The 18,498-nt window shown below is 40.4% G+C and carries 19 protein-coding genes; 9 read left to right on the forward strand and 10 right to left on the reverse strand.

Annotated elements, in window-relative coordinates:
- Window positions 1-136: 136 nt before the first annotated feature.
- The gene (locus QQK05_RS01270) at window positions 137-1,057 is read left to right on the forward strand and encodes a Dyp-type peroxidase (RefSeq protein ID WP_284295555.1); all 921 of its coding nucleotides are present in this window, start codon (window positions 137-139) and stop codon (window positions 1,055-1,057) included.
- A 50-nt stretch (window positions 1,058-1,107) separates the two neighbouring features.
- On the forward strand, window positions 1,108-1,488 hold the full coding sequence (locus QQK05_RS01275) for a hypothetical protein (RefSeq protein WP_284295556.1): 381 nt from the start codon (window positions 1,108-1,110) through the stop codon (window positions 1,486-1,488).
- 25 nt (window positions 1,489-1,513) lie between these two features.
- Here QQK05_RS01275 and argR read toward each other — a convergent pair whose 3' ends face one another.
- Complete coding sequence (gene argR, locus QQK05_RS01280) at window positions 1,514-1,987, reverse strand: transcriptional regulator ArgR (RefSeq protein WP_284295557.1); 474 nt, start codon at window positions 1,985-1,987, stop codon at window positions 1,514-1,516.
- Window positions 1,988-2,195: 208 nt separating this feature from the next.
- Here argR and mdh point away from each other — a divergent pair, with 208 nt between their 5' ends.
- Both mdh and QQK05_RS01290 read left to right on the forward strand, forming a co-directional pair.
- Window positions 2,196-3,131 carry a malate dehydrogenase gene (gene mdh / locus QQK05_RS01285; RefSeq protein WP_284295558.1) on the forward strand — a complete coding sequence of 312 codons (936 nt, stop codon included), beginning with the start codon at window positions 2,196-2,198 and terminating at the stop codon, window positions 3,129-3,131.
- A gap of 223 nt (window positions 3,132-3,354) precedes the next feature.
- Window positions 3,355-5,346, forward strand: coding sequence for a methyl-accepting chemotaxis protein (locus QQK05_RS01290; protein ID WP_284295559.1), 1,992 nt, complete (start codon window positions 3,355-3,357; stop codon window positions 5,344-5,346).
- Here the strand turns inward: QQK05_RS01290 and QQK05_RS01295 are convergent.
- Window positions 5,330-5,740 carry a hypothetical protein gene (locus tag QQK05_RS01295; RefSeq protein WP_284295560.1) on the reverse strand — a complete coding sequence of 137 codons (411 nt, stop codon included), beginning with the start codon at window positions 5,738-5,740 and terminating at the stop codon, window positions 5,330-5,332. The two genes, QQK05_RS01290 and QQK05_RS01295, sit on opposite strands and share 17 nt — an antisense overlap.
- 139 nt (window positions 5,741-5,879) lie before the next feature.
- On the opposite strand from QQK05_RS01295, the gene QQK05_RS01300 reads away from it, so the two are divergent.
- On the forward strand, window positions 5,880-6,830 hold the full coding sequence (locus QQK05_RS01300) for a hypothetical protein (protein WP_284295561.1): 951 nt from the start codon (window positions 5,880-5,882) through the stop codon (window positions 6,828-6,830).
- Between the two features lie 75 nt (window positions 6,831-6,905).
- On the opposite strand, the gene ispB is transcribed toward QQK05_RS01300, so the two are convergent.
- Window positions 6,906-7,877: an octaprenyl diphosphate synthase gene (ispB, locus tag QQK05_RS01305; protein WP_284295562.1), complete on the reverse strand. Its 972-nt coding sequence runs from the start codon at window positions 7,875-7,877 to the stop codon at window positions 6,906-6,908.
- A gap of 222 nt (window positions 7,878-8,099) precedes the next feature.
- Here ispB and rplU point away from each other — a divergent pair, with 222 nt between their 5' ends.
- The 4 genes from rplU (at window position 8,100) to folA (ending at window position 10,655) form a co-directional block, all read left to right on the forward strand.
- The gene (rplU, locus tag QQK05_RS01310) at window positions 8,100-8,411 is read left to right on the forward strand and encodes a 50S ribosomal protein L21 (RefSeq protein WP_284295563.1); all 312 of its coding nucleotides are present in this window, start codon (window positions 8,100-8,102) and stop codon (window positions 8,409-8,411) included.
- Between the two features lie 18 nt (window positions 8,412-8,429).
- The gene (gene rpmA / locus QQK05_RS01315) at window positions 8,430-8,687 is read left to right on the forward strand and encodes a 50S ribosomal protein L27 (RefSeq protein ID WP_284295564.1); all 258 of its coding nucleotides are present in this window, start codon (window positions 8,430-8,432) and stop codon (window positions 8,685-8,687) included.
- Between the two features lie 211 nt (window positions 8,688-8,898).
- Entirely contained in the window at window positions 8,899-10,056 is a 1,158-nt protein-coding gene (gene cgtA / locus QQK05_RS01320) for an Obg family GTPase CgtA (protein ID WP_284295565.1), read from the forward strand.
- 107 nt (window positions 10,057-10,163) lie between these two features.
- Window positions 10,164-10,655 carry a type 3 dihydrofolate reductase gene (folA, locus tag QQK05_RS01325; protein WP_284295567.1) on the forward strand — a complete coding sequence of 164 codons (492 nt, stop codon included), beginning with the start codon at window positions 10,164-10,166 and terminating at the stop codon, window positions 10,653-10,655.
- A gap of 48 nt (window positions 10,656-10,703) precedes the next feature.
- Here folA and QQK05_RS01330 read toward each other — a convergent pair whose 3' ends face one another.
- From QQK05_RS01330 to surA, 7 genes are all read right to left on the reverse strand, one after another.
- Window positions 10,704-11,885: an MFS transporter gene (locus QQK05_RS01330; protein WP_284295568.1), complete on the reverse strand. Its 1,182-nt coding sequence runs from the start codon at window positions 11,883-11,885 to the stop codon at window positions 10,704-10,706.
- 99 nt (window positions 11,886-11,984) lie between these two features.
- Window positions 11,985-14,003: a HAMP domain-containing methyl-accepting chemotaxis protein gene (locus tag QQK05_RS01335; protein WP_284295569.1), complete on the reverse strand. Its 2,019-nt coding sequence runs from the start codon at window positions 14,001-14,003 to the stop codon at window positions 11,985-11,987.
- Window positions 14,004-14,169: 166 nt separating this feature from the next.
- Complete coding sequence (locus tag QQK05_RS01340) at window positions 14,170-14,982, reverse strand: symmetrical bis(5'-nucleosyl)-tetraphosphatase (protein WP_284295570.1); 813 nt, start codon at window positions 14,980-14,982, stop codon at window positions 14,170-14,172.
- A gap of 16 nt (window positions 14,983-14,998) precedes the next feature.
- Window positions 14,999-15,385, reverse strand: a complete 387-nt coding sequence (gene apaG, locus QQK05_RS01345; RefSeq protein WP_284295571.1) for a Co2+/Mg2+ efflux protein ApaG — start codon at window positions 15,383-15,385, stop codon at window positions 14,999-15,001.
- A gap of 5 nt (window positions 15,386-15,390) precedes the next feature.
- The gene (rsmA, locus tag QQK05_RS01350; RefSeq protein ID WP_284295572.1) at window positions 15,391-16,200 is read right to left on the reverse strand and encodes a 16S rRNA (adenine(1518)-N(6)/adenine(1519)-N(6))-dimethyltransferase RsmA; all 810 of its coding nucleotides are present in this window, start codon (window positions 16,198-16,200) and stop codon (window positions 15,391-15,393) included.
- The gene (gene pdxA / locus QQK05_RS01355) at window positions 16,197-17,177 is read right to left on the reverse strand and encodes a 4-hydroxythreonine-4-phosphate dehydrogenase PdxA (RefSeq protein ID WP_284295573.1); all 981 of its coding nucleotides are present in this window, start codon (window positions 17,175-17,177) and stop codon (window positions 16,197-16,199) included. Before pdxA ends, rsmA begins: the two co-directional genes overlap by 4 nt.
- Window positions 17,178-18,488 (reverse strand): peptidylprolyl isomerase SurA, encoded by a 1,311-nt coding sequence (gene surA, locus QQK05_RS01360; RefSeq protein ID WP_284295574.1) that lies wholly within the window; start codon window positions 18,486-18,488, stop codon window positions 17,178-17,180. It lies immediately after the preceding gene.
- Between the last annotated feature and the right edge of the window lie 10 nt (window positions 18,489-18,498).

The raw sequence follows: 18,498 nt of genomic DNA on the forward strand, positions 1-18,498 counted from the left end.
CCAAGCCCGGAGTCTTGTAAACTTTTTTGATTTCTAGCAATTATCATCCGCTATTATTGCTAAACTATTGGTATTGATAAAATAAAACTGTGTAGAATACCCATTAATAATATTGTCTTCATTTTAGGTTTTTAGCATGGCAAGAGAGCAATTTGGAATTTGTGCAGAGCCAAGTTTACATGGCTACTATTTATTATTTAATGTTGTGGATGATGACAATAGCTACTTAAGGCAAGCGCTAAGTCGAATGCCTGAATTGTTTGACAATTACGCCGATAGATTTTCAGAATCTAACCTCACTGGTGTGATAGCGATTGGATCGAATTATTGGGATGAACTGAGTCCAGAAGCAAGGCCTAGTGAACTAAAACCGTTCCCAAGCATGAATAATGATGACCGCATTGCACCATCAACAAGTTTTGATTTGTATATTGAAATTCGCAGTGACCGAGCCGATGTGAACCATATCGTGAGTACTAAAGTTTGTGAGTTGCTTGGTTCTAGTGTAGAGCTAATTGAACAAGTACGTGGCTTTAGATTTCTTGATGGTCGAGACTTAACTGGGTTTGTTGACGGTACTGAAAATCCGCAAGGATATCACCGACGTGAAGTCGCGCTAGTGGCAAATGAGCAAGATGAAGCCTTTGCAGGTGGTAGTTACCTTCATATTCAGCGCTATCGTCACAATATGAAACTATGGCAAACCGTTGACTTGAAAGAACAAGAAGACGTTATTGGCCGAACTAAAATGGACAATATCGAACATACTGGGGAAGAAATTCACCCTTGTGCGCACATTAAACGTGTTAACTTGAAAGATGATGAAGGTCAAAGCATAGAAATTTTACGCCAAAGTATGCCTTATGGTGATATGAAGGTTCAGGGGTTGTTCTTTGTCTCATACTGCAATAATGCAAGTGCCTTTGAAATGATGTTGGAAAAAATGATTCACAGTGACGGCGAAGGTAATTTCGACCACCTGTTAAAATATACGCAAGCTGAAACGGGTAGTGCGTTCTTTGCCCCTAGCTTGAACTTTCTCAAATCACTCGCGTAGTTATGTTGCCCGCCAATTCCAACATTCGAGTGTACTTTAGCGCAACAATTTTGAGTATTGTTTTTGCGGTTGTTGGCTTTAGTTACAATGCATGGCGGTTAGAGCGCTCTGAAGCCAATACAACAATTAGAACAGCTTCTTTTGAAGTACTAACGCAATTGGCTGACTTAGAGCAGACATTGTATATCGCTTTTTATGATAATAATGAAGTACAAGGAAGCCCCAGAAAAGCTTGGGTGAAGGTAGGATTAATCGCGGATCTTAGTGTACTAATCTCACCTGAAGTGGAATCCCAAAGCCAGGAGTTAAAAAGTTATTGGGCAGAGAATTGGCAAGGTGCAAGTGACCAACAAATCGTTGTTGATCAACTTATTTCACATATTGATGGTGTGCGCAGCCAGATCAAAATAACGTTGGCGACACTTGAATAGGCCGCCAATGTTAGATTATTCCTTTCTATGATAGGTTTTTCGAGAATAGCTCTTCAAGCTTGTTAATTGTTGTCGAAATTTCGCTAACATCTGTCGGTGCAATAAAAATTGTATCGTCACCAGCAATTGTACCTAATACGCCATCACGCTTGCTTAAACTATCCAACAAACGTGCAATTAACTGTGCCGCGCCAGGGCTAGTTCTAATAATTATCATGACATTGTTATGTTCTATATCTAATACCAATTGCTTTAATGGGCTTTTAGCGGTTGGTACGCCTAGCTCAGCAGGAAGGCAGTAAACCATTTCCTGGCGGGCGTTGCGCGTGCGAACAGCACCAAATTTACTCAACATACGCGAGACTTTTGATTGGCTGATATTGTCAAAACCTTGCGCCTTTAACGCGTCAACGATGTCACTTTGAGAGCCGAACTGTTCTTGTTTTAATAAGTCTTTAAACGCTTGTACTAATGCTTCTTGTTTTTGTTGAACTGTCATGTTTTTCTTCAATCTTGTGGAGAGGTATGTCATACCAAAGTCTTATGGGGTATTTAGCCATATTACGTTATCTTTTGCCAGTAAAAGCCATGTTGTAAACAAACAAACGACTTTCATAAGGCGCAATATTGATTGTTTTTTCGTGGTTTATGCTATATCTTTTGTGCACGAAAATTTTACGTAAATACTCAAATTTTGGAGAGTCCCAATGAAAGTAGCTGTTTTAGGCGCAGCTGGCGGTATCGGCCAAGCGTTATCTTTACTATTAAAAACTCAATTACCAGCTGGCTCAGACTTAGCGTTATATGACGTTGCTCCTGTAGTTCCTGGTGTAGCAGTAGATTTAAGCCACATCCCGACGGCTGTTAACGTTAAAGGTTACGGTGCTGACGATTTAGCGCCTGCTTTAGACGGTGCTGACATTGTAATTATCCCAGCGGGTATGCCACGTAAGCCTGGTATGGACCGTGCTGACTTATTCAACGTTAATGCTGGTATTGTTAAAACATTAGCTGAAGGCATTGTTGCTAACTGTCCTAAAGCGTTAGTTGGTGTTATCACTAACCCAGTAAATGGCACAGTACCAATCGTTGCTGAAGTATTCAAAAAAGCGGGTACGTACGAAGCTAACCGTGTATTTGGTGTAACAACGCTTGACGTTATCCGTTCTGAAGCGTTCATCGCTGAATTAAAAGGTGTTGATGTAGCATCAGTTAAAGTACCTGTTATCGGTGGTCACTCAGGTACAACAATTTTACCGCTTCTTTCACAAGTTGAAGGTGTAGAGTTCACTGAAGAAGAAGTTGCAGCCCTAACTCCACGCATTCAAAACGCTGGTACTGAAGTTGTTAATGCGAAAGCTGGCGGTGGTTCAGCGACATTATCAATGGGCGCAGCAGCAGCGCGCTTCACAATGTCTTTAATCAAAGGCTTACAAGGTGAAGAAGTTGTTGATTACGCATACGTAGCTGTTGAAAATGGCGATGCAGAATACTTCGCTCACCCAGTACGTTTAGGTAAGAATGGCGTTGAAGAAATCTTATCTTACGGTGAGTTAAGTGCTTTTGAACAACAAGCTAAAGAAGATATGCTTGCTACATTAAACAAAGACATCCAAGAAGGTGTTGATTTCATCAACGGCTAATTGTTTGACCTTTGTCATAAAAGCCGCATTTGCGGCTTTTTTTATACCTCAAATTTGACTAAACTGACGCTGTAACAAAACTGTAATATAAGTGCAATTGAAATAGTTTCAACTGTCTCAGCAACGAATTTTTGCTATAAGTTGATTCATGTACTAATTGTTATATATGCGCTAAACGGACTTTCCTGCGGGATGATCCAAATGGACTTATATAGAGGTCAATATGTTAAATGCTATGACGCTCAAGCAAAAGCTCATTTTGCTGGCTATTATCCCACTTCTTTCTGTCATCTTATTTTCTTCTACGCTTATTCAAAAGAGCTTCCAAGTTAAAGAAAACTCTAATGCTCTTCAAGTGCTTATGCAGCTTGCAGTTGCAAATTCTGAGTTGGTTCACGAATTGCAAAAAGAACGGGGCTTAACAGCCGGCTTTTATGGTTCAAACTTTTCAGCAGAATTTCAACAGCGTCTCAATAAACAAAGGCAAAGTACCGAACAATTAAAAGCGGCCAAATTACGCAAAAATAGTGATGTAAAGGAACAAGTTGAGCGTCTTGGTTTAGCCTCATTACTGCAACAAAATATGGCGCAGTTAAATCAAGTGGATAAGATTCGTCAACAGGTGGATCGCAATCAAATTACACTGGCGCAAGCGTTAGCTTTTTATACAAATTTAAATGGCGAGTTATTAAGTGTTATTTCAGCTATTGCTGAAATGGCCGAAAATTCTGAAGTAAAACAACAAGGGCTTGCTTACTTCTATTTTGTTCAAGGTAAAGAAAGAGCAGGGATTGAACGTGCAGTACTAAGTAGAGCCTTCGCACAGGATTCAATGGATCTTGCATGGTACAAAAAATATAGTGCGTTGGTGCTGCTACAAAATACCTATCTGGCTGAATTTGAAAACCTTGCCGATCAAACGTCTTTAAGGTTTTATCAACAGCAGATGAAATCGCCAGCGATTACGACGGTTAATAATTATCGTGAAATCGTTGAACAAAAAAATATTTCAGGTGGTTTTAATCAGGAAGCTAGCCAATGGTTCGATGCGTCGACGCAACGGATTAATATTTTAAAGGATATAGAAAACCATACCGCGACTCATCTACTTGATTTAGCAACTGAGCACGGCAGCAATGCAACCAATGCATTATGGTTTTACGTTGTAACTATGGTAGTAGTATTAGCACTGTGCTTTTTAATTGCACTGGTCGTGATTAGAAAAATAGATAGTCAAGTTGGGAACTTAGTCGAAACACTTAACTATTGCGCAGATAATAATGCGTTAGATAGAACTATTGATATAACGAGTAACGACGAATTTAGTCGCATATCTCGTGGTTTGAATAAGTTACTGACAAGCTTTAATAGTGCGATTAAGGAACTCGCGACATCGAGTGATTCGTTGGCTACCTCATCGATGCAAAATACAGCAGCAGTTGCACAAACGACACACGCATTGACCTCTCAAAAAGACCAAACATTGATGGTCGCCTCTGCGGTAGAGGAGATGACTCTGACGATCAATGAAGTTTCAAAGAACATTACTGACACCTCCGATGCTGCGAGAAATGCCGAAGTTATTGCAAATGAGAGCAATGCAACGGTTAACAAATCAATCGAACAAATCAGCAAAGTGTCGAACGATGTTGAAGAAGTCCATGTGATTATTGCAAGGCTCAACGAAAGTAGTACAGAAATAACGAATGTGGTCGATGTGATTAAATCAGTTGCAGAGCAAACAAATTTACTAGCATTAAATGCGGCTATAGAAGCTGCTAGGGCGGGTGAGCAAGGTAGAGGGTTCGCGGTTGTTGCGGATGAAGTTAGAACGCTTGCCCAACGAACTCAAGAGTCGACTAAGCAAATCGAAGATATTATTACGCATTTTGCCGCATCGACAAATGATGCATTTAATCTCATTGTTCATTGTAAAGAGGATGCACAATCTAGTGTTGATGCCGCTAGCGAAATGACATCAGCGATTGATGCGATAAAAGAGTCAATAACGACTATTTCAATGATGGCTGCTCAAATTGCTAGCTCAGCAGAAGAGCAGGTTAGTGTTGCTCAAGAGATAAGTCATAACGTAAATCAAATTAGTACAGCGGCCGACGAATCTGCTGTTGCGGCGCAACAAATCTCTGCAACCAGTCAAAATCAATCTAGTTTGGCGGATAATTTAAAGAGCTTATCTGCTAGCTTTGTTGTCTAGATTGGTGTTGCTCAAGCTTCTCTTTTAACCAACTAAGAGCAGCGCCTTGGTCGGCAAAGTCAGCAATCACTTGTTGATTTAACGATGGTGAATGTGCTTTGACAATACCTGTTGTAATTGATGTTTTTACGACAAAAGCTTTTGCAACTAACTTTTGACTATTTAACCATTGGTTGTGTTGTTCGAGTATTTGAAATGCTTCGGGTGTAGCACCTTCCATTCTCAGATTATTCACTAAAATTGCAAAAGGGGTATTGTTAAAGTCGTTAATTAACTTTCGTAATCCACCCGTATAATGCAATGCACCACCTTCATTGAAGGACCCTATTGCTGTTGCAATGATGATGTTGCCTTCGACTGCGAACTCTACTTCGCCATGTTGTTCGCCAAGCATTGATAACTACCTACTTAAATACCTATTCTCATGCCTAAAAAGTAACACACATTAATAGTTTACGTCATTCCGACGACTTAGACAAAGTGTAAATATATTGTTAATCTTGTATCGCGTTAACTCACTTTAAGGGATTATTATGGCGAAAGCCCTCAACATTATATTAGCGATAATTGTTGTAGTTTTAGGTTATAGCAACTATCAACAAGGTCAAAAAATTGAAGAGCTTTACATTAAGAACGCAGAGCTCTCAAAATCAAAAAATAACGAAGTCTCGTCTCCATCAGAAGCGGCTCAAAATAACACCAGTAAAGAGCTTACCGCCAAACTCTCGCCTCACTCTTCCGTAGCAGAGGATGATGAAGTTCAAGCGGATGTCGACCCGGCTCAAACTGAACAAGCCGATAATCCTGCTCAATCAGGTACGCCATTAGAAAGCATGGTTAAGTCTGATGAAATGAAAGAAATGATGCAATCAGACTTTATGAAGCAGCAGCTTAAGTTTCAAATGAAAAACCAGTTGCCCCCATTATATGAAGATCTGTTTGATGAGCTCCAACTTGATGAAGAACAACGTCAAGCATTACTCGATTTAATGATTAATGACAAGGTTGAAGAAGCGCAGTATGCGATGGCATTTGCGTATAAGTCTGGTGATGAACTTGATAAGTTAGAAGAATATCAATCAAGTGATGAGTACAACGAACAACTTGAAGATTTATTAGGCTCAGATGGTGTCGGTGCGTTGGATGAATATGAAAAAACGTTACCCATACGTCAGGAAATGATGATGTTTAATGCGCAAGTTGCACCAGACTTAGCGTTGTCGAAAGAGCAGGTTTCAATGATGATTGATTCTGTGAGCCAAGTAAGAAAACCTGAAAGCTTTGACGATAGTAAGAATATGATGGCGTTGATCAAAGATGGCAATATGGAAGAGGTGCGAGCTATGTTGAAACAAAAGCAGGATGCAGCACTTGAACAATCAGCTAATATTTTGACTGAGCAACAGCAAGCGAGTTATCAAAATTATTTGAATCAACAATTGGAAATGCAAATTGTTGGTCTGAAAATGATGTCTAAGATGTAGTTTGTCTGACGCTAATTACAAACCAAAAGGGGTATGAATCATCATACCCCTTTTTGCGTTGTTATTGTTACGTTTCTATACTGAACGGTTTGCTGCAATATGAGCGAGTGCTATAAGTGCTTGCTTGTGCTCTGAATCAGGCAATATTGAAAGTGCTTGAATGGCTTTATCAGCTTCAATTTCAGCTTGTTTTTGTGTATATGTTAATGATCCCGTTTCGGCCATAGCGGCTAAGATATCGTCTAAATGATCCATTCCAGTGCAGTGTTCGATCGCTTCAGAAATTAATTCTCTTTGTTGTTCGTTTCCATTTGCCATTGCATATAACAGAGGTAAGGTTGGTTTGCCTTCGGCTAAATCATCACCAACATTTTTCCCCATTTCTTTGGCATCAGCGGTGTAGTCCATGATGTCGTCTACAAGTTGAAACGCTGTTCCAAGGTGTTTGCCATAGTCAGCCATTGCGTTTTCAATAGCTTCGCTTTGATTAGAAACGACTGCTGCAAGACGAGTTGCTGCCTCGAATAACTTAGCTGTTTTACAGTAGATAACTTCCATATAGCTTTCTTCTGTGGTCGAAGGATCATTACAATTCATTAATTGTAATACTTCGCCTTCTGCAACGATATTTGTCGCATCGGAAAGGATCTTCATGATCTTCATGTTATCCAAGCCAACCATCATTTGAAATGAGCGGGTATATAGAAAGTCACCAACAAGTACGCTTGCACTATTGCCGAACAGCGCGTTTGCTGTTTCTTTTCCACGTCTCATCATAGATTCGTCAACAACATCATCATGAAGTAAAGTAGCCGTATGAATAAACTCAATGATCGCAGCGATCGAAATATGATCCTTACCTTGATAATCCAGTGCGCGAGCGGCTAAAACCGATAACATTGGGCGCATTCGTTTACCGCCAGAGTTGACGATATAAATTCCAAGTTGATTAATTAAAGCAACATCAGATTGTAGTTGTTGATAAATAAGATCGTTAACACTTGTCATATCGTTTTGAGCAAGTGCTTGTATTTGTTTAATTTCCATTCCAGGTGATCGCGCTTTAAAACAGCAAAATTGAGCAGATAATATGGGTGAAGTTTACACCAAAAATTGAATAAAAGAACAGTTCAAATCAAATGATAAAAAAAATACAGAAAACATGATATTTATACTTGCGATCAATTCATCCTTCGCGTAGAATTCGCGCCCTATATTTTTAAATTTAAAGCGTCTTTATGTACAAATAAGACGCAGTACGGAGTAGCTATGTACGCGGTATTCCAAAGTGGTGGTAAACAGCACCGTGTGACTGAAGGCCAAGTTGTTCGCTTAGAAAAGTTAGAACTTGAAGTTGGTGCATCAGTAGATTTCGATAACGTTTTAATGATCGCTGACGGCGAGAACATCAATGTAGGTGCGCCTTACATTGCTGGCGGTAAAGTAACAGCTGAAGTTGTTGCTCAAGGTCGTGCAGACAAAGTTAAAATCGTTAAATTCAAACGTCGTAAGCATTCACGCAAGCAAGCGGGCCATCGCCAATGGTTCACTGAAGTGAAGATTACTGGTATTAACGGCTAATTTTAGGAGCATTTTAAGATGGCACATAAGAAGGCAGCAGGTAGTACCAAGAACGGTCGTGATTCAGAAAGTAAACGCCTAGGTGTTAAGCGTTTTGGTGGTGAGTCTGTATTAGCAGGTAACATCATCGTTCGTCAACGTGGTACTAAATTCCACGCTGGTACTAACATGGGTATCGGTAAAGACCACACATTATTTGCTTTAACTGACGGTAAAGTTCAGTTTGAAGTAAAAGGTCCTAAGAACCGTAAGTTCGTTAGTATCGTAGCTGAATAAGTTTCGAAACTGTATTGAAAAGCCCCGCAGTTGAGCGGGGTTTTTTTTTACCTACAGAAAGTAGAGTAGATAATAATTGTATGTGCTTTGTTGCTTGTCAGAGTAAATACAATTGATATGAATACATTACCTAACAAAGATCTTTTTAACGAAATCATTAAGATCATTTATAATAGGTTAATGCGTTAAGTTTGGAGTGTCTTAAAAGACCATGAAGTTTGTTGATGAAGTTGAAATCAGAGTAGAAGCTGGTGATGGCGGTAACGGTATCGTTAGTTTTCGTCGTGAAAAATATATCGAATTTGGTGGCCCAAATGGCGGTGACGGCGGCGATGGCGGCGATGTTTATCTGATCGCTGATGAAGGCTTAAACACGCTTATTGATTACCGATTTGAACGATTTCACCGAGCTAAGCGTGGTGAAAATGGCGGTAGCCGTGATATGACAGGTAAAAGTTCTCCAGCGCTTTATTTAAAAGTGCCTGTTGGAACGCGCGCTATTGATGTTGATACTGGTGAGCAAATTGGTGATTTAACCAAGCATAAGCAAACGTTAATGGTAGCGAAAGGCGGTTGGCATGGTTTGGGTAACACGCGCTTTAAGAGCTCAACTAACCGTGCTCCTCGTCAATGTACTAAAGGCACACCGGGCGAGATTCGTAACTTACGCTTAGAGTTATTGCTACTTGCTGATGTAGGTTTATTAGGTTTACCTAATGCTGGTAAGTCAACGTTAATTCGCAGTGTTTCTGCTGCTAAGCCTAAAGTTGCTGACTACCCATTTACGACATTAGTACCAAACTTAGGTGTGGTTCGCTTAGATTCACAACGGAGCTTTGTTATTGCCGATATTCCTGGTCTTATTGAAGGTGCAGCTGATGGCGCAGGTCTTGGTACTAAATTTCTACGTCATTTAGAGCGTTGCCGTATCTTACTCCATGTCGTTGATGTAATGCCTGTTGATGGTAGTGATCCAGTAGATAACGCTAAGACGATCATTAATGAGCTTGAAGAGCATTCGCCAAAACTTGCTGAAAAACCACGTTGGTTAGTATTAAATAAACTTGACTTAATGCTTGAAGAAGAAGCTGAGGAAGTTAAGCAACGTATTATTGATGAGCTGAACTGGGAAGGCGATGTTCATTGTATTTCTGCGTTTACTAAGATTGGTACAGATCAGTTAACGTCAGAATTAATGACCTTTATCGAAACGTTACCTAATGAGTTAGAGGAAGAGCAAGACGAAGAATCTGTAGAGTTTAAATGGGATACCTACCATGAAGAAACTATCGCAGATTATGATGACGATCTTGATGATGACGATTGGGATGAAGACGATTATGACGTTGAAGTAGAATACAAACGTTAGTCGAGAATAAGTATTTTAAAAGGCGCAATAACCTACGTTATTGCGCCTTTTTGATTTAATCAGCATCTGTTAACATGCTTACCAGTTTCGATAGCGAGTTATAATAGATGACAATATTATCAATGATTGTTGCGCACGCCGATAATCGCATTATTGGTAAAGACAACGATATGCCATGGCATTTACCTGCCGATTTGGCTTACTTTAAAAAAACGACTTTAGGAAAGCCTGTAATCATGGGAAGAAAAACCTATGATTCAATAGGAAGACCTCTACCAGGTAGGCAAAATATAGTCATCTCCAGAGATGAATCATTGAACATTGAGGGTGTTGAAGTTGTTCAAAGTGTTGAACAAGCACTTGCTGTTGCCTCTGGCGTCGATGAAATCATGGTCATAGGTGGTGGAGCTATCTACGCTCATTGCATGCCTAAAGCAGATAAATTATACATCACGCATATCGATGCAAAAATCGATGGCGATACTCAATTTCCCGATTATGATCTGGAAAATGAATGGCAAATGTTAGCGAGTGAAACCCGACAGGCTGATGAGAAAAATGCTTACGTGCTTCATTTCAACGTTTATCAACGTCGATAAACAGCGCTAAATTGCTTTATCTATTAAAAATGGCATAACGGTATAAAGTTATGCCATTTTCTTTTTAAATCGCCATTCATGGCCTTGCATCGGGGTATGTGGAATGAGTGTCGATAATATCAGTGAACATGCCGCGAATCCTGCACCAACAAAGAAAACAAGTGAACTATCAACCATCCAAACAGCACCTAATATTGCAGGGATGACAACGGCAGCTATGTGATTAATTGAGAAACTGACACCTGCCGTTGCTGCGATATCTTCGGGGCGAGCTATTTTTTGGAAATAGGTTTTTATTGCTATCGCCAATGCAAAAAAGAGATGGTCGACTACGTAGAGTACAGCTGCTGCCATACCACTATCTACTAGGCCATAGGCGATAAAAAGAATCATTAAGCCAACATATTCGAATATTAATACGTTACGTTCGCCTACCTTTCCAATTATTTTGCCAATTCGTGCCGCAAATAACCAATTAAACACGTAATTAATCAAGAATAATGCACTGATATCAGCGACACTGTAGTTGAACTTTTCAACCATCAAAAAGCCTGCAAATACAACAAATATTTGGCGTCGAGCGCCGCTAAAAAATGTCAGCGCGTAGAACAACCAATAATCTTTGCGTAAGATAAGTTTCTTGCTTTGACTATGCGGTTGCTCAAATTGCGAGAAGGCAAAATACATGAGTAGTGCCATAACTAAGGCGAAGAAGCCAAACAGTGCATAGGTGGCTTGATAATCCCAACCGGCATAATCCATCAAGAACCAAACACTTCCGTATGCCAATAGCGAGCCAACAGATTTAGCAGACAGTAATCGCCCCATAAAGTGAGCCGTTTTATCTTTATCTATCCATTGTAGAGTGAGTGACTGATTGACCGTTTCAAAGTAGTGAAACCCTGTCGACATTAGTAGCGTCGTTAAATATAAACCATAGGTTGTTGGGAAGTAGCCGGTTATTGCGACACCCAAAGCAGTAATAGCTAACGATAAGATCGCAAGTTTTTGCTCTTTGATGAAAAGCAAAAGGTACACCGCTGTAAATGCTAAAAATCCCGGGATTTCGCGAATGCTCTGTAACATCCCAATTTCTTTACCAGTGAAACTTGCCTTCTCAATAACAAAGTTATTGAGTAATACCATCCATACCGAAAAGACCAATGGCATGGTAAACGCCATTGCCATAAGCAGTACTTCTGGTTGGTTGTATTTAGATGATAGTTTCATAGGTATTTTGGTGATGGAATAATAAACAAATATTATGGCAATAAAAAAGGTCGGTGAATACCGACCTTTTAAAATATTTGGTAAAAACTTATGCTGATTTTAAAGCTTAAATTCTTGTACCGATTGTTGCAGCTCTTCTGCCAAACGAGCAACTTCAGAACTTGAAGACGCGGTTTGCTGTGAACCTGCCGTTGTTTGTTCTGCAATTGCTACAATCGACTCTAAGTTTTCACTAATCTCGTGAGCGACGACACTTTGCTCTTCAGCTGCGGTCGCGATTTGGCTTGAACGATCATAAGCTTCATGAACAGCATGCGTGATTGTTTCGAGTGCTTTATCTGCCATTTCAGATTGCTCAACACAATTAACCGCTTGCGATTTGCCCGTCTCCATTACCGATACAGCTTTTTCTGCACCAGTTTGAAGCGCTTCAATCATATTCTGAATCTCTTGTGTTGATTCTTGAGTGCGGCTCGCTAGTGTGCGAACTTCGTCAGCAACAACGGCGAAGCCACGACCTTGTTCACCAGCACGTGCTGCCTCAATTGCTGCGTTTAGTGCAAGTAAGTTTGTTTGCTCGGCAATACCGCGAATTACGTCAAGGATACCACCGGTAGAGGCGCTATCTTGCTGAAGCTTATTGATAACTTGTGAAGCGGATTCAACTTCTTGAGCAAGTGCTTCAATCGTTTCACGGTTCTTATCCGAGATACCTTTTACGCGTTCTGCTTCATCGTCAGCTTGCTTGATCTCGCCAAGTGCATCGTTGGCACTTGAAAGTACGCTTTGCGATGTTGAACTCATTTCGGTCGTAGCAGAAGCCGCTTGTTCAACTTGGTTACGCTGCTCTTCTATGGCCGTTGTGCTTTGCGCCGTAACAGCAGATGTTTGTTCTGCCGCTGCCGCTAATTGTGTAGAGCGACTGACGATACCTTGGATCAAGTTGCGTAAACTATCGATTAATAAGTTACAGTTGCGTGCCAGTGTTGCAAACTCATCTTGGCCACTATCATCTAATTTGTGAGATAGATTACCTGAGGCAACAACTTTCAGCATATCGTTAACTTGACGAAGTGGGCGAGTGATACTGATCAGAGTAAAGAATGAAATAATCACGGCTAAGACAACAGAAACCAACATGATTCCTATCGATTGAATTGAGCCAGAGCTTACTGCGTCTTCCACATCTGTAGCTGCTTGAGATGCTGTTTGGTTGGCTAAATCTACTTGCTTGGCAAGGATTTTATTTGCAGCATCAATCAAATTTTCTGTTTCAATTAACTGAGCGGTAGCTGCAGCTTCTGATGACAGCTGGCCATTTTTCACCCCACTAATTGATGCCGATTCGCCGACAAGTTCAACAATCTCACTGATCAAATCATTTAAATCAGTTGAAATGCCAGAAACACCGGCTGAATCTAAAATATTGGTAATATATTTAGTTTGAGCAAGCATTTCATTTTTTGAACTATCTAACTCACGACCAAGAAATTCAACAGTTTGCGCTGATTTTGTATCACGGTATTCATACGCAGATGAAACCATTGCATTTAGAATACTCTCTAAATTCTCACCGGCTGAAATTGCTGGTTCAAGTGATGACTCCGCAAGCTCGTGATCAGCTAAGTCTAACAAGATAGTTGCAGCGTCATCGGCTTTCTCTTCTAAGACGTCAACTTGATCTGTTAGCTGAGATGTCAGGCTAATGTTTTCTGCTCTAGAACTAAAAACTTGATTGCTAGCACTTTGTAATGACTTAAATGAAGCTTCAGCAGATTTTACATTTGCAGTAAGCTGAGGTTCTGATGAAACAACAGATTTTAGCTTTCTCAAAGTCTTATCAAATTCAACTTCAATCGCTTCAAACTCAGCTTTATTGTTATTTAAAGCATCAAGTTCACTTTGATAAAACGCTTTTAAAGTTACGTTGCCCATCTTAGCAATTGCCGTTGCTAACTGATTACTACCCTGTAATGTTGGCGTTGCAAGTTCATTTTGCTGTTTTGCCGAGTCACTGATCGTGCTTAAATTCATGATCGACATGGAACTTGTTATGATGAGTAGGAGAGATAAAATGGCAAAACCACCAATTATTTTCATCGCTACAGTTAATTTCATAGATACCACCAATTTTAAATGCTAACTCAATGAAGGATATTGTTTTTGTCTAACTTTACTTATCGGTAATGTTAGAAAAATATTTAGAGCTTTTTGGAGATTATAACAAGTGTTGGAAGTTTTACACCTTTAGTTACAAAAAGAATGAGGAAATCCGAGCTCTCGACTAAGTATGTGAATTTTCTGTAAACAGTTTATTGGTCGAGTGGTCGATAATTGTTAAGTGATTACCCCAGACACATCCTGTATCTAATGCAATCGCATTCTTGCTTGATGTTTGCCCCATTAATGCTGCCCAATGGCCAAAGTACCATCGGTAGGACGTTTGTTCTGAGTTCATTAAGGTAAACCAGGGCCTGACGCCTTTGGGCGCGTCAGAAGGCGAAGATTTGCAATCAAACTCCAAACTACCGTCGTCATAGCAAAAGCGCATTCTCGTGAAGGCATTTATCGTAAAGCGAAAACGGTCGGTCTTTGTGGATATATCGTGCCAGTTATTTGGCTGATTACCATACATGCGTTCCAGCCATTTCGCTCTGTCTTTACTTTTTATTTTCTTTTCTGCAAATTTGGCATTCTCGAGCGCTTCGGTAACTGTCCACTGGGGAGATATGCCAGCATGAGACAGGAAGGACTTGCCGTCTGGCAACGGTAGTATTAATGGGAATTGTGCAAGCCAATCAATAATCTGCTCGATATTCTTGCTGGCCAATAACGAGTCAATTTTATCTGACTTCTTCGCTTTTTTGAGGCCATGGTAAATGGCCATTAGGTGTAAATCGTGATTACCTAGAACGCTATTAAAACTTGTTCCTAAGCTACGCAAATACTCGATAGTTGCTAGGGAATCTTGTCCCCGCGCTACAAGGTCACCAGCGGCCCAAAGCTGATCGTGTTCAGGGTTAAAGTTTACACGCTTAAGTAAAGCTCGAAGTTCACTGTAACACCCTTGAATATCGCCAATTAAATATAGAGCCATTTACTCTTTGTCCTGACTAATTGATGATATTGGGCATTGCTAGTGTAAAAACATCTATCGGGGCTTTAACTTTTTTGCCATCTTCTTGAACAAAAATATAGAAACCTTCCATTGTTCCTAAAGGGCTTTTTAAAATACAGCCACTCGTGTACCGGTAGCTTTGCGAAGGCTGCAAAATGGGTTGTTGACCAACAACCCCATCTCCTTCGACGGTATTAACCTCACCATTCGAATCGGTAATCAACCATGAACGAGAAATTAACTGAGCTGACAGCTCACTTTGATTGGTAATTGTGATGGTGTACGAAAACATATAGCGTTCTTCGTCCACCATTGATTGTTCTGGTAAGTATTGTGTTTCTACCTGAACGTCAATTGTCTCTGTTGTGTCCATGTCGAGCATATTGATTAAGCTTGTTTTTGTTGTGTCACAATATTAGCAAGGGTGATGTATTGATCGATCGTCAGATTTTCAGGTCTTAGTGTCGGGTCAATATTGTTGTCAATGAGTGTTTGCTCATCGAGTAGTTTCTTAAAGCTATTCCGAATTGTTTTTCGACGTTGATTAAAAGCGGTCAAACAAACATGATTCAAATCTTCTAAGCTATCCACAGGATTATTTATCACCTGATGTGGAATCAGTCGAACAATTGCTGAGTCAACTTTTGGTGCAGGTTTAAAGGCTTCTGGACCAATTTCCATCACAGGCATGACTTGGCATTGATACTGGGTCATGATCGATAAGCGACCATAAGCTTTCGTATTTGGTGCTGCTGCCATACGGTCAACTACTTCTTTTTGTAGCATAAAGTGCATATCCTTTACGCTATCTTTGAAGCTGAGTAAGTGAAAGATCAACGGCGTAGAAATGTTGTAAGGTAGGTTACCAAAGATTCGTAGTGGATTGTCGTCACTTGCCAGCTTGCTAAAATCAAATTTCAGTGCATCTATTTCATGGATGGTTAGTTTAGGTGCTAGAAAAGGGTGGTGACGCAAGCGCTCTGCTAAATCTCTATCTAATTCAACAACACTTAAATGACCGGCGCGGTCAACAACAGGTTCTGTTAAAGCACCTAATCCTGGGCCAATTTCAACTAAATTTTCACCTGGTTCAGGATTGATTGCGTCAACAATGCGTGAAATGATGGCATCGTTGTGGAGAAAGTTCTGACCAAAGCGTTTTTTGGCCTGATGACCTAAATGACTATTTTTACTCATGATTTATTTTGACTTAATAAAATGGCGCTATTGATAGCTTCGATAAAGCTACCCTTGTCTGCTTGATTAGTGCCAGCCAAATCTAATGCAGTACCGTGATCAACAGAGGTTCTGATAAACGGTAATCCTAGGGTAATGTTTACTGACTGACCAAATCCTTTGTATTTTAACACAGGTAGACCTTGGTCGTGATACATCGATAAGATAGCGTCAGCTTCACAGAGGTATTTTTCTTGGAAAATAGTGTCCGCAGGCAACGGACCAATAACATTAATTCCTTCAGCGCGTAAGCAATCGAAGGTAGGGTTCATCACTTCAATTTCTTCTTTGCCTAAATGACCGTCTTCACCCGCATGCGGATTTATGCCACATGCATAAATCTTAGGCTCGGCGATGCCAAATTTAGTTTGAAGATCATGATGTAAAATGCGTGTGACTTTGCTGAGTCGTTCTGGGGTAATAGCTTTTGAAACATATGCCAGTGGAATGTGCGTTGTCACTAATGCCACTCTTAATCCTTCAGTAGCGAGCATCATAACAACATCCGTGCAGTTGGCTTGCATGGCAAAGTATTCTGTATGACCACTAAAAGCTATACCTGCCTTGTTGATCAGGCCTTTATGAACAGGACCGGTTACAACCGCCGCAAACTCGCCTGACATATTCTTTTCACTCGCTATGCGAAGTGTTTCAACGACGTAATGACCATTATTTGGATTGAGTTCACCAGCTTGACATGTATCACCTAATGGCACATCAAGGACAGTAATTGTGCCAACTGGCGTTGGTTGATTATCATCTGGATCATAATCAACCATGTTTATTGGTAGGTTCATTAACGCTGCTCGTTCTACCAACAACTGTTTTGAAGCAACTACGACTAGTTGAACCGGCCATGCTTGTTGCGCAATATTAACAACTAAATCTGGGCCGATACCCGCCGGTTCACCTGGCGTAATTGCAATTCTTTGACTCATTTATAAATCCTGATCAAAAATTTCAATAAAGGCTTCGTCGCGTGTTTCTTTAATCCAACGAGCGCTTTCCATACCGAATTTACGGTTATAAATTAATTGGTATGCTTTATTTTCATTGATTTGTGCAGTTGCATCTAACATTCTTCGACCCGTCAATTGGGTGATATGCCATCCGAACGATGAACGAAATGGTTTACTGTACTCATCAATTTCTAAGCTAGCTAACATATCTCTAAACGCTGGATCATATTTATTTGGATCAGACCAACCTAAATCACCGCCACGTACCGACGTCGGACCGTCTGAATGTTCCTTCGCTAATTCTGCAAAATCAGCCTCACCAGCAGCGATTTGATCTAAAAAGCCTTGCAGCATTTCTTCAGCTTTTGCTTCACTTAATATGATTGTTGGTTTAATTAAGATATGACGCGCTTGAACTTCTTCAACTTCAACAACTTCTCGGCCACGTACATCAAGTATTTTTACAATACTGAAGCCAAGGCCTGTTCGGATTGGACCAAATACATCACCTTTTTTCTTACCGTCGATAACTTCAGCAAATAACGTAGGTAGCTCGTTTATCGTTTTCCAGCCTAAACTACCACCGTCTAGTGCATTGGCATCACCAGATGACGCTATAGCAATTCGGCCAAAATCTGAGCCTTCGTTTAACAGCTCAATAACTTTTTCCGCACGACCTTTTGCAGCATCTAAATCTGCTTGGGTTGGCTCAGGCGGAAACTCGATTAGGATATGACCAATATTATATTCTTCGTTTTGGCTTGTTTGTGCCTTCATCGTCTCAAGTAAGTTGCTCACTTCTTGCGCCGAGATATTAATACGACGACGAACACTCGCACGGCGCACTTCACCAATAATTAGTTCTTTACGAACACTTTCACGGTAGCGCTCGTAACTCAATCCATCGTTGAGAATTACTTGGCGAAATTGTTCAAGTGACATGTTATTTGATTGGGCAAGATTAGCGATTGTGTCGTCAAGTTGAGCATCACTCACTTGAACACCCATACGCTCGCCTAACTGAAGGATTAAACTTTCGTTAATTAATTTATCCATGACTTGGATACGAATAGCGTTGTCAGATGGCAACGTTTGGTTATTCTGTTTTGCCTGCGCTTTGATGTTCGCGATGAGTTCTTTAACTTCAGATTCAAGCACAACACCTTGGTCGACTATCGCAGCAACACGATCTAACTCTTGTTCTGCGCTGAAGCTCTTCGTTGGGCTTAATGCACTGATACTGATAAGTGCAACTGCAAATAAGCTTTTTAGAGGTAGTAAAGTTTTCATTAAATTTCTT

It is taken from the genome of Thalassotalea loyana (assembly GCF_030161435.1).
GTDB lineage: Bacteria > Pseudomonadota > Gammaproteobacteria > Enterobacterales > Alteromonadaceae > Thalassotalea_G > Thalassotalea_G loyana.

Bases quoted from the DNA above. Each gene is read 5' to 3' on its own strand.
- QQK05_RS01270 (WP_284295555.1), top strand. From the start codon at position 137: ATGGCAAGAGAGCAATTTGGAATTTGTGCAGAGCCAAGTTTACATGGC.
- argR (WP_284295557.1), bottom strand. From the start codon at position 1,987: ATGACAGTTCAACAAAAACAAGAAGCATTAGTACAAGCGTTTAAAGAC.
- mdh (WP_284295558.1), top strand. From the start codon at position 2,196: ATGAAAGTAGCTGTTTTAGGCGCAGCTGGCGGTATCGGCCAAGCGTTA.
- QQK05_RS01290 (WP_284295559.1), top strand. From the start codon at position 3,355: ATGTTAAATGCTATGACGCTCAAGCAAAAGCTCATTTTGCTGGCTATT.
- QQK05_RS01295 (WP_284295560.1), bottom strand. From the start codon at position 5,740: ATGCTTGGCGAACAACATGGCGAAGTAGAGTTCGCAGTCGAAGGCAAC.
- QQK05_RS01300 (WP_284295561.1), top strand. From the start codon at position 5,880: ATGGCGAAAGCCCTCAACATTATATTAGCGATAATTGTTGTAGTTTTA.
- ispB (WP_284295562.1), bottom strand. From the start codon at position 7,877: ATGGAAATTAAACAAATACAAGCACTTGCTCAAAACGATATGACAAGT.
- rplU (WP_284295563.1), top strand. From the start codon at position 8,100: ATGTACGCGGTATTCCAAAGTGGTGGTAAACAGCACCGTGTGACTGAA.
- rpmA (WP_284295564.1), top strand. From the start codon at position 8,430: ATGGCACATAAGAAGGCAGCAGGTAGTACCAAGAACGGTCGTGATTCA.
- cgtA (WP_284295565.1), top strand. From the start codon at position 8,899: ATGAAGTTTGTTGATGAAGTTGAAATCAGAGTAGAAGCTGGTGATGGC.
- folA (WP_284295567.1), top strand. From the start codon at position 10,164: ATGACAATATTATCAATGATTGTTGCGCACGCCGATAATCGCATTATT.
- QQK05_RS01330 (WP_284295568.1), bottom strand. From the start codon at position 11,885: ATGAAACTATCATCTAAATACAACCAACCAGAAGTACTGCTTATGGCA.
- QQK05_RS01335 (WP_284295569.1), bottom strand. From the start codon at position 14,003: ATGAAATTAACTGTAGCGATGAAAATAATTGGTGGTTTTGCCATTTTA.
- QQK05_RS01340 (WP_284295570.1), bottom strand. From the start codon at position 14,982: ATGGCTCTATATTTAATTGGCGATATTCAAGGGTGTTACAGTGAACTT.
- apaG (WP_284295571.1), bottom strand. From the start codon at position 15,385: ATGCTCGACATGGACACAACAGAGACAATTGACGTTCAGGTAGAAACA.
- rsmA (WP_284295572.1), bottom strand. From the start codon at position 16,200: ATGAGTAAAAATAGTCATTTAGGTCATCAGGCCAAAAAACGCTTTGGT.
- pdxA (WP_284295573.1), bottom strand. From the start codon at position 17,177: ATGAGTCAAAGAATTGCAATTACGCCAGGTGAACCGGCGGGTATCGGC.
- surA (WP_284295574.1), bottom strand. From the start codon at position 18,488: ATGAAAACTTTACTACCTCTAAAAAGCTTATTTGCAGTTGCACTTATC.